Raw genomic sequence first — 9,782 nt, 5'->3', positions numbered from 1 at the left:
CTGGTCAGGACACCGGTCAGAACGGGTTGCCGCCGCCGAGGAGCACCCACGCCGCCGCGGCACCGGCGATGCCGATGACCGCCCACAGCCAGGCCGAGGCCCGCGGCCGGGTCGCCCAGCCACGGGAGACGTCCGCACTGTAGCGGCCGGGACCGGTGAAGATGAGGACCAGGCCGAGCAGTCCCAGGATCGCCCAGGTCTGGACATCCTTGCTCATCTCGTAGGGCCAGTAGCCGGCACCCGACCGCGAGAGCTCGAACAGGGCCATGAAACCCGCTCCCACCAGAGCAAAGGCACCACCGACAGGGGTGACCAGGCCCAGCAGCAGCAGGCCACCGCCGACGAGCTGGACGACCGGCAGTGCGACCGCGAGGATGTCGGCCGCGGTGAAGTCGACCAGCCGACTCTCCAGAGCGTCAACGCCCGGATCACCACCGAACCCGAAGAGGGCCTGGGCACCGCGCAAGAGCAGCAGGACGCCGACCACGGTACGCAGGATCAGCAGCCCCAGGTCCAGGGTGCCTCGCGGGGTGGACGCCACGGCGCCTGCACCGGCCTCCGCATCCCCGGCACCGTCGAGGGCCCCGACGTTCTCCGCGTGCTCTGCCTCAACACCTTCGACGTCCCCGACCGGGCGGGTGTCGTCGAACACGGCGGTCTCGCAGTCGGGACCGTAGCCGCTGGCGTAGGCGCCGTCGCCGGCCGGTGCATCGAGCGGGACGGGCACCGGGTCGAAGACCCGCGTCGCTGCGTCCCCGTCGTCGGGGTAATCGAGGACGTCAGCGGCTACGGGACCTTCCGTGGTGCCGGCGGACTCCTCCGACGAGGAAACGAAGACGGTGGTCTCCGTGTCGGTCTCCGTGTCGTCCGCTCCAGATTCCGCTCCGGGTTCCGGTCCGGGTTCCGGTCCGGGGGCCTTCGGCACGATCTTCTGTGGACGGGCGCGCCCGGTGACGTCGTAGATGTCACGGGCGGGACGCGGGGTCTCCGGGGCATCCGGCACGTCGATGCCCCCGAGGTCGTCCACGGTCTCGAAATCGGGGTCGGGCTCCGGTCGGCGGGGGTTGTTCGTCTCATCAGTCACATCACCACCATAAACACCGAAACCCTCACGGGGTGGTAGACACGACCGGTCCACCCGGGGATTCCGCCTAGTCTGAGACGGAACGGCCCAACTACCGAGGAGGAAACTGTGGGATACGTCGAGGCCGGCGGCTACGACCGGGACATGAACTACATCGACGACCGGATCGTGGAACACCCTGAGCACGACCGGGAGTGGCCGGTCGAGGCCGGTCGCTACCGGCTAGTCGGCTCCCGGGCCTGCCCCTGGGCCCACCGCGCGATCATCACCCGTCGACTCGTCGGGCTGGACGGATCAGGCGGTACCGGCCAGCCCCCACTCTCACAGGGGCTGTGCGGCCCCACCCACGACTGGAAATCCTGGACCTTCGACCTCGACGTGGACTCGGTGGATCCTGTGCTCGGCGTCGGCCGACTACGTGACTGTTACCTGCACCGGTACGCCGACTACCCGAAGGGGATCACTGTCCCCGCCCTGGTGGAGATCAGCTCGAAGGCGGTGGTGACCAATGACTTCCGCACCATGGTCACGGACCTCGCCACCCGGTGGACTCCGCTGCACCGCCCGGGTGCCCCGGACCTCTACCCCACCGAACTCCGTGAGAAGATCGACGCGATGGCGGACGTCAACTTCCGCACCGTGAACAACGGGGTGTACCGCTGCGGATTCGCCGGAGACCAGGCGTCCTACGAGGACGCCTTCGCGCTGCTCTTCGCCCGGCTCGACGAACTCGAGGACCACCTCGCCACCCGCCGATACCTCGTCGGTGAGCATCTGACACTCGCGGACATCTACCTCTTCGCCACGCTGGCGCGCTTCGACCACGTCTACCACGGACACTTCAAGTGCAACCGGAACCGTATCGCCGAGATGCCGAACCTGTGGGGCTACCTGCGCGACCTCTTCCAGACCCCCGGCTTCGGAGATACGGTGAACCTCGACCACATAAAGCAGCACTACTACCGGGTGCACGCAGACATCAACCCCACCGGCGTGGTCGCGGTCGGACCGGATCCGGCGGCGTTCTACACCCCGCACAACCGGGAGAGTCTCGGCGGGACGCCGTTCTGGAACGCGTCGGGGAACGCCGAAGCCCCTGCCGCGCCGCGCCCGGAGGATGTCCGGGACGGTGACGAGGCCGGGGCTTTCGTTCTTACAGAGCCGGTTACAGCGCCGCGGTGATCTTCTCGACGGACTCCTTGGCGTCGCCCAGGAGCATGTCGGTGTTGTCGTTGAAGAACAGCGGATTCTGGACGCCGGCGTAGCCTGCACCCATCGACCGCTTGAAGACGATCACCCGTCCAGCCTCCCAGACCTTGAGCACGGGCATGCCCGCGATCGGGGAACCGGGCTCCTCGGCGATGGGGTTGACCGTGTCATTCGCACCGATGACCAGCACCACGTCAATGTCGGCGAAGTCGTCGTTGACCTCGTCCATCTCCAGCACGATGTCATACGGGACCTTGGCCTCCGCCAGCAGCACGTTCATGTGGCCGGGCAGACGACCGGCGACCGGGTGGATGCCGAAAGTGACGTCGATGCCCTTGTCCCGCAGCCGCCGGACCAGTTCGGCGACCGGGTACTGCGCCTGGGCGACGGCCATGCCGTACCCCGGGGTGATCATGACGGTCTTCGCGCTCTTGAGGACCTCTGCGGTCTCCTCGGCGGTGATCTCGGTGTGCGCGCCGTAGTCGCGGTCATCGGTCCCCGACGACGCCTCGGTACCGAATCCTCCGAGGATCACCGAGATGAACGACCTGTTCATCGCCTTACACATGATGAAGGACAGGTAGGCACCGGAGGAACCGACCAGCGCCCCGGTGATGATCAGCAGCGGATTCGCCAGCATGAATCCGGCGGCCGCGGCGGCCCAACCGGAGTAGGAGTTCAGCATGGACACGACGACCGGCATGTCACCGCCACCGATGGCGGCGACGAGATGCAGACCCAGGGCCAGAGCCAGGACGATCATGATGCCGAGGATGGTCCAGGCGACGGCCTTGTTGTCCGCCTGCTCGGTACCGGTCAGGATGAAGAAGACCATGCCGACCAGGGAGACCACGATGATCGCCAGGTTCAGCAGGTTACGGCCCGGGAGGGTGAGCGGGGCACCCTTCATCCGTCCGGAGAGCTTCAGGTAGGCGATGATCGAGCCGGTGAAGGTCACCGCACCGATGAAGATGCCGAGGTAGACCTCACCGAGGTGGAACTTCTCGTAGCCGGATTCTGACGAACCACCGGTTTCCCCGGCGTGGATGAAGGAGTTGACGCCGATGAACACGGCGGCCAGGCCCACGAAGCAGTGCAGCATCGCGATGAGCTCGGGCATACCGGTCATCTCGACCTTGCGGGCCCGGGCGACACCGATGACGGCACCGATGAGCATGGCGACAGCCACCAGCAGAATGGTGACCCAGGCATCGTTGAAGTGCTCAGGATCAGCATGGGACTGGACCGCAGCCTTGAAGACGGTGGCCGCCAGGGCGATGGTCATGCCGGCGATACCGAAGGTGTTTCCGCGGCCGGCGGTCTGCTGCTTCGAGAGTCCGCCCAGGGCCAGAATGAACAGCAGTGCGGCCACGAGGTAGGCCAGGGTGGAGATCCGCGAGGTCCATTCCAGGAGATCCTGGGAGACGTTGTCACGGGTGAAGGTGATGCCGGCGATCTCGCCGGCCTCACCGGCAACGATAGTGAGCTGGTTCATCAGTTACCTCCCTGGAACATGGCGAGCATGCGGCGGGTGACGGCGAAGCCACCGAAAATGTTGATCGAGGCGATGACGATCGCGAGGAACGCCAGCACCGCGACGGCCACGTTCGAGGACCCGACCTGGAGGACCGCACCGACCAGGATGATGCCGGAGATGGCGTTGGTCTCACTCATCAGTGGCGTGTGCAGCGAGTGCGTCACCGCCGTGATGACGTAGAAGCCGACGACGACGGCGAGCATGAGGATCATGTAGTCCGTGGTGACGGACAACGGGCTGGCGAGAACCAGTGCCACACCCAGCAGACCGGCGATGACCTTCCACCACAGGGCAGGCTTCTTCTCCTCCTCCACCGTCGCCTCGGCGGCGACGGCCGCCGGGGCCGGTGCGGGTGCGGCGGAGACCTTCACCGGCGGCGGAGGCCACAGGATGTCGGACGCCGAACCGGTGGCGGAGGCCCGGGTGACGGTGATGCCCCGGACGATCTCGTCGTCCATGTCCAGGACCATCTGACCGTCCTTGCCCGGGGTGATGAGCTTGAACAGATTGACGATGTTCTGGCCGTACAACTGGGAGGACTGCGCGGGGAGGCGTCCTGCCAGGTCGGTGTAGCCGATGATCTTCACACCGTTGTCGGTGACGGTGACCTCACCGGGGACGGTGAGCTCACAGTTACCGCCGTTGGCGGCCGCCATGTCGACGATGACCGAGCCCGGCGCCATCGCGGCGACATCCGCCGCGGTGAGCAGCACCGGGGACGTGCGCCCCGGGATATTCGCTGTCGTTATGACGATGTCGGCGGACGCGGCCTGTTCGGCGTAGAGCTTGGCGGCTGCGGCAGCCTGGTCCTGCGTCATCTCCTTGGCGTACCCGTCATCGGACTTCTCCGCGGCGGTGGGGATGGCGACGAACTCCGCGCCCATCGACTCGACCTGCTCAGCGGTCTCCGGACGCAGGTCAGTGGCCTTGACCACAGCGCCCATGGAGTTGGCGGTGCCGATCGCGGCGAGACCCGCCACGCCGGTACCGATGACGTACACGGTGGCGGGCGGCACCTTGCCTGCGGCGGTGACCTGTCCGGTGAACAGTCGGCCGAAGACGTTGGCCGCTTCGATCACCGCGCGGTAGCCACCCACGTTGGCCTGGGAGCTGAGCACGTCCATGGCCTGCGCGCGACTGATGCGCGGGACGGTGTCCATCGCGAGTGCCGTGAGGTTCCTCGCCGCGAGATCGGCGACCAGGTCGTCGTTTCGGCCCGGGGCGAGACGGGCGATGAGCGTGGCCCGCGGCTTCATCGCCGCGCGCTGTTCGGTGGTGGGGGTGTCGATCGTGGTGATGATGTCGGCGGTGGACCAGACGTCGGCGCCGACGATCCGTGCACCGGCCGTCTCGTACTGACTGTCGGGGTGGTTCGCCTGGTCGCCGGCGCCGGACTGGACAGCAACGTCGTAGCCCAGCTTGATGAGCTTGCCGACGGTGTCCGGGGTGGCAGCGACCAGTGTCTGTGGTTCCCTGGGGATACCAATGAGCAACGGAGGGCTCCTCGAAGAGCGGGTTCGGCCGCCGGACCTCCGGAGTCTGCAGGCACACGGATGAGTGGCCGGGGCGCCGGAGGATCTCGACGGACCGGTCGGGAAATGGGTCACGTCTGTAAACGTCGGGTCAAGTATGCAGCCTCCGACGACTCGCGTCACCGATTTTCCCCGAAGTGCCCCGACACGCCGACAACTTCACCCCCACCGCACCCCCGAAACGGTGGGGAAACGGGGAAACCCCCGACAGAAAAGTTATTTCTTACCGAAACACTTACGCGGGGGCTATGATACCGCCACGCTACCCCAGCTTCGCGGCGATGATCTTGTTCACCTGGGCCGGATCAGCCTTACCCCGGGTGGCCTTCATGACCTGCCCCACGATCGCACCAGTGACCTTCCTGTTACCCGCCCGGTACTTCTCCACGATATCCGGGTTGGCAGCCAGGGCGTCCTCCACGGCCTTCTCGATGGCACCGTCGTCACGGACAACCTCCAGGCCACGGGCGGCGACAACCTCGTCAACGTCCCCCTCACCCGCCAGGACGCCGTCGACGGCCTGACGGGCGAGCTTGTTGGTGAGCTTGCCCTCGTTGATCAGCGCGACGACGCGCGCGACCTGGACCGGGGTGACATCCAGCCCCTCCAGGTCGGTGCCGGCCTCGTTGGCCTTCTGGGACAGGTAGGCGACCCACCAGCTGCGGGCCTCGGACGGGGTGGTCCCGGCCTCGACGGTGGCGATGATGAGGTCGAGGGCGCCGGCGTTGACGAGGTCACGCATCTCCTCGTCCTTCAGGCCCCACTTCTCCTGGATACGGGCCCGACGGACCCACGGCATCTCCGGCAGTGTCGCGCGGATCTCCTCGACCCACTCCGCCGGGGCGAGAACCGGGGGCAGGTCCGGGTCGTTGAAGTAGCGGTAGTCCGCCATGGTCTCCTTCGGCCGGCCCTTGGCCGTGGTGCCGTCGGTCTCCTGGTAGTGGCGGGTCTCCTGGATGATCTCCACACCGTTGACCAGACAGGCCGCCTGGCGCTGCATCTCGAAGCGCACGGCCTGCTCGACCGACTTCAGGGAGTTGATGTTCTTCGACTCGGTGCGGGTGCCGAACTCGGTGGTGCCGATGGGTCGCAGCGAGAGGTTCGAGTCCACGCGCATCGACCCCTGGTCCATGCGGACATCGGAGACTCCGAGCGCCTTGACCAGCTCACGCAGCGCGGTGACGTAGGCGCGGGCCACCTCCGGGGCGCGGGCGCCGGCCCCCTCGATCGGTTTGGTGACGATCTTGATGAGCGGAATACCGGCGCGGTTGGCGTCCACCAGGGAGGCCGTCGCGCCGCGGATGCGACCGCCGACGCCGCCGAGGTGGGTGAGCTTGGCCGTGTCCTCCTCCATGTGGGCGCGCTCGATCTCGACGCGCCACGGGGTGCCGTCGTCGAGGACGATGTCGAGCCAGCCGTCGTGGGCGATGGGCTCGTCGTACTGGGAGATCTGGTAGTTCTTCGGCTGGTCCGGGTAGAAGTAGTTCTTCCGGGCGAAGCGGGAGTACGGGGCGATCTCGCAGTTCAGCGCCAGACCGATCTTGATGGCCCACTCCACACCCTGGCGGTTGACCACCGGCAACGCCCCCGGCAGGCCCAGGCACACCGGGTCGACGTTGCTGTTCGGATCGTCACCGAACTCCGCCGACGAGGTCGAGAACATCTTCGACTTCGTCAGCAGTTCGACGTGGACCTCCATACCCATCACCGGGTCGAAGCGCTCCAGCACCTCGTCGTAGTCCATCACATCATCGGAGTAATCGTTCACCACGGCAGTCATGGTCACCCACTCTAGTGCGTCGGCGCCCGCCGGCTGTCGACAGCCCGGCACAGCATGGCGAACAGCGACCCGGAGATGTTGTGCCACACCGAGAACAGGGCCCCGGGCAGGGCGGACAGCGGCTCCATGTACTGCGCCGCGAGCCCCGCCGCCAGGCCCGAGTTCTGCATGCCGACCTCCACAGCCATGGTGCGGCACGAGGGGTCCGGCTGACGGAAGAGCTTGCCCGCTCCGAAGCCGAAGCCCAGGCCCAGCAGGTTGTGGAGCATGACCGCGACCAGGACGCTCATCCCGGCGTCGAGGATCTTGTCGTGCGCACCGGAGATCACCAGGGCCACGACGACGGCGATGGCAGCCACCGAGACCCACGGCAGGGCAGGCACGACCTTCGCCACGATCCGCGGCAGGAAGATGTGCGCGACCAGCCCGGCGAGTACCGGCAGCAGGACGACCTTCACGATGTCGAGCGCCATGTCTCCGGTATCCAGGGGCATGTATTCCCCTGCCAGCCACAGGGTGAGCAGCGGAGTGAGGACCGGAGCCATGAGAGTGGAGACCGAGGACATCGCCACCGACAGTGCCAGGTCCCCGCGGGCGAGGAAGGCCACGACGTTGGAGGCGGTCCCGGAGGGGGCGCAGCCGACGAGGATGACGCCGGCGGCGACGGCGTCCGGCAGACGCAGCACCCACACGACCAGCAGGGCCGCCAGCGGCATGATGACGTAGTGCGCGACGACGCCGAGCAGGACCGGCAGCGGACGCTTGACGACGAGGACGAAATCGCCGGGCTTGAGCGTCAGCCCCATGCCGAACATGATGACACCGAGCAACGGGTTGACCCAGTCGGAGTGCCCGGCGACGGCGCCGTGGGCGAGGAAGCCCACGAGACCACCGATGACGACGACGACGGGGAACCCGAGGGAGGCGATGTAGGCGTTACGGTCGCCCGGGCTGCTGACGGTGGGCTGCGTGGCACATGTCATGGCCCGTCACTGTACGAGCAGGGTCGCCCCGCGTTTCCCCCGCCCTCGGGGTGTCCACCGTTCACCGGGCGCGTCACCCCAGCAGTGACAGGGCGCTCTCCCACCGGTGATCCGGCACCCGCTTGAGCTGGCCGACCGCGTCACCGAAGGTCACCAGCCGGATCGCCTCGCCCCGCAGGGCGACGACCCTGCCGAACTCCCCGCGCAGCGCGGCCTTCGTCGCGTGGACGCCGTACCTCGTCGCCAGGACACGGTCGAACGCTGTCGGCGTCCCGCCTCGCTGGATGTGCCCCAGCACGGTCGAACGGACATCGGCGTCCAACCGGTTCTGGATCTCGTGGGCGATGAGCGCCCCGATGTTCCCGAACCGCTGGTGCCCGAACTGGTCGACCTCGCGCTCAACCATCTCCAGCGTCCCCTCCTTCGGCACCGCCCCCTCCGCGACGACGATGATGCCGTACTTCTCGCCCAGCTGGAACCGGCGTGCCATCCGCGAACAGACGTCCTCGATGTCGAAGGGGTGCTCCGGGATGAGGATGTCGTGTGCTCCGCCCGCCATACCGGCGTGCAGTGCGATCCAACCGACGTGACGCCCCATGACCTCCACGATCATCACCCGGTCATGGGACTCGGCGGTGGTGTGCAGCCGGTCGATGGCGTCGGTGGCGACGGCGACCGCCGAATCGAAGCCGAAAGTGTAGTCGGTGGCGTTGACGTCATTGTCGATGGTCTTGGGCACCCCGACGACAGGGACGCCGTGCTCGTGGAGGAACCTCGCTCCCTTGAGCGTGCCCTCGCCCCCGATGGTGATGAGTGCGTCGATACCGGCGTCCGCGAGATTGTCCTTCACCCGGTCGATCGCACCGGTGAATTCGTCGACCGGCATGCGGCCGGTGCCGAGGATGGTGCCACCCCGGGTGAGGATGCGGTCGATGTTCTCATCGTCGTAGAGCTGCTTGCGACGGTCCTCGACGAGCCCCCGCCACCCGTCCTCGTAACCGATCACGGTGGCACCGTGGCCGGCGGCGGTCCGCACCACCCCCCGGATGACGGCGTTGAGTCCGGGACAGTCTCCACCACTGGTCAGGGTCGCGATGCGCATGCGCACCACACTAGCGGGACCTGCTCAGGTATGCCCGACGGGAGCCTCCGGGCCGAGGTCACGCGACAGCAGCGACGCAACCGTGCCGATGAGGATCACCACAGCGGCGAGGAGGATCGCCTCGCCGAAGGCGTGCGCGGGTTCGGTGACGGTGAGCCGCCACTGCATCACCGCGCCGACAGCCGCGGCACCGATGACGGAGCCGAGCTGCCGGGTCTGGTTGTAGACGCCGGAGCCCACCCCCATCTGCGCCGGACTGAGGTCCCTCATGGTGGACGCGGAGTTGGGGGCCCAGATGAACGAGTTCGCCACACCCAACCCGACGAGGGGGATGACGGTCCAGAGGTAGTCGACCCCGGAGATCATCACCACCGACATCCCGATGATCGAGACACTCATCATCGTGAACCCGAAGACGGCCAGTGGTCGGGGACCGGTGCGGTCGGTCAGCCGGCCGATGAGTGGTGAGAGAACCAGCGACACGCCCGCCTGGGGGATCATCATCAACCCCGCCTCCAACGGCGACAGCCCGTGGACCTGCTGGTAGAACATCGT

General features: G+C 67.2%; 8 protein-coding genes. 1 reads left to right on the top strand and 7 read right to left on the bottom strand.

Translation table 11 applies throughout. The features are described from left to right. Positions 1 to 16: 16 nt before the first annotated feature. Positions 17 to 1,084, bottom strand: a complete 1,068-nt coding sequence (locus tag QZV72_RS09370) for a DoxX family membrane protein (protein WP_297007738.1) — start codon at positions 1,082 to 1,084, stop codon at positions 17 to 19. Between the two features lie 108 nt (positions 1,085 to 1,192). On the opposite strand from QZV72_RS09370, the gene QZV72_RS09365 reads away from it, so the two are divergent. Next, on the top strand, positions 1,193 to 2,266 hold the full coding sequence (locus QZV72_RS09365) for a glutathione S-transferase C-terminal domain-containing protein (RefSeq protein ID WP_297007735.1): 1,074 nt from the start codon (positions 1,193 to 1,195) through the stop codon (positions 2,264 to 2,266). Here QZV72_RS09365 and pntB read toward each other — a convergent pair. The 6 genes from pntB to QZV72_RS09335 all read right to left on the bottom strand — a co-directional run. After that, entirely contained in the window at positions 2,250 to 3,788 is a 1,539-nt protein-coding gene (pntB, locus tag QZV72_RS09360) for a Re/Si-specific NAD(P)(+) transhydrogenase subunit beta (RefSeq protein WP_297007732.1), read from the bottom strand. The two genes, QZV72_RS09365 and pntB, sit on opposite strands and share 17 nt — an antisense overlap. Next, the gene (locus tag QZV72_RS09355) at positions 3,788 to 5,323 is read right to left on the bottom strand and encodes a Re/Si-specific NAD(P)(+) transhydrogenase subunit alpha (protein ID WP_297007729.1); all 1,536 of its coding nucleotides are present in this window, start codon (positions 5,321 to 5,323) and stop codon (positions 3,788 to 3,790) included. The genes pntB and QZV72_RS09355 overlap by 1 nt, the downstream gene beginning before the upstream one ends. A gap of 301 nt (positions 5,324 to 5,624) precedes the next feature. After that, positions 5,625 to 7,142, bottom strand: coding sequence for an Asp-tRNA(Asn)/Glu-tRNA(Gln) amidotransferase subunit GatB (gatB, locus tag QZV72_RS09350; protein WP_297007726.1), 1,518 nt, complete (start codon positions 7,140 to 7,142; stop codon positions 5,625 to 5,627). An 11-nt stretch (positions 7,143 to 7,153) separates the two neighbouring features. Then, positions 7,154 to 8,125 (bottom strand): bile acid:sodium symporter family protein, encoded by a 972-nt coding sequence (locus QZV72_RS09345; RefSeq protein ID WP_297007722.1) that lies wholly within the window; start codon positions 8,123 to 8,125, stop codon positions 7,154 to 7,156. A 73-nt stretch (positions 8,126 to 8,198) separates the two neighbouring features. After that, positions 8,199 to 9,227, bottom strand: a complete 1,029-nt coding sequence (locus QZV72_RS09340) for an ATP-dependent 6-phosphofructokinase (RefSeq protein WP_297007720.1) — start codon at positions 9,225 to 9,227, stop codon at positions 8,199 to 8,201. 24 nt (positions 9,228 to 9,251) lie between these two features. Further along, the coding region (locus QZV72_RS09335; RefSeq protein WP_297007717.1) for an MFS transporter at positions 9,252 to 9,782 on the bottom strand (531 nt) is incomplete at its 5' end.

It is taken from the genome of uncultured Corynebacterium sp. (assembly GCF_902782855.1).
Lineage (GTDB): Bacteria > Actinomycetota > Actinomycetes > Mycobacteriales > Mycobacteriaceae > Corynebacterium.
This window is presented reverse-complemented; position numbering and strand designations above follow the sequence as displayed.

Coding starts and splice junctions, on each gene's coding strand:
- QZV72_RS09345 (WP_297007722.1), bottom strand. CDS start 8,125: ATGACATGTGCCACGCAGCCCACCGTCAGCAGCCCGGGCGACCGTAAC.
- pntB (WP_297007732.1), bottom strand. CDS start 3,788: ATGAACCAGCTCACTATCGTTGCCGGTGAGGCCGGCGAGATCGCCGGC.
- gatB (WP_297007726.1), bottom strand. CDS start 7,142: ATGACTGCCGTGGTGAACGATTACTCCGATGATGTGATGGACTACGAC.
- QZV72_RS09340 (WP_297007720.1), bottom strand. CDS start 9,227: ATGCGCATCGCGACCCTGACCAGTGGTGGAGACTGTCCCGGACTCAAC.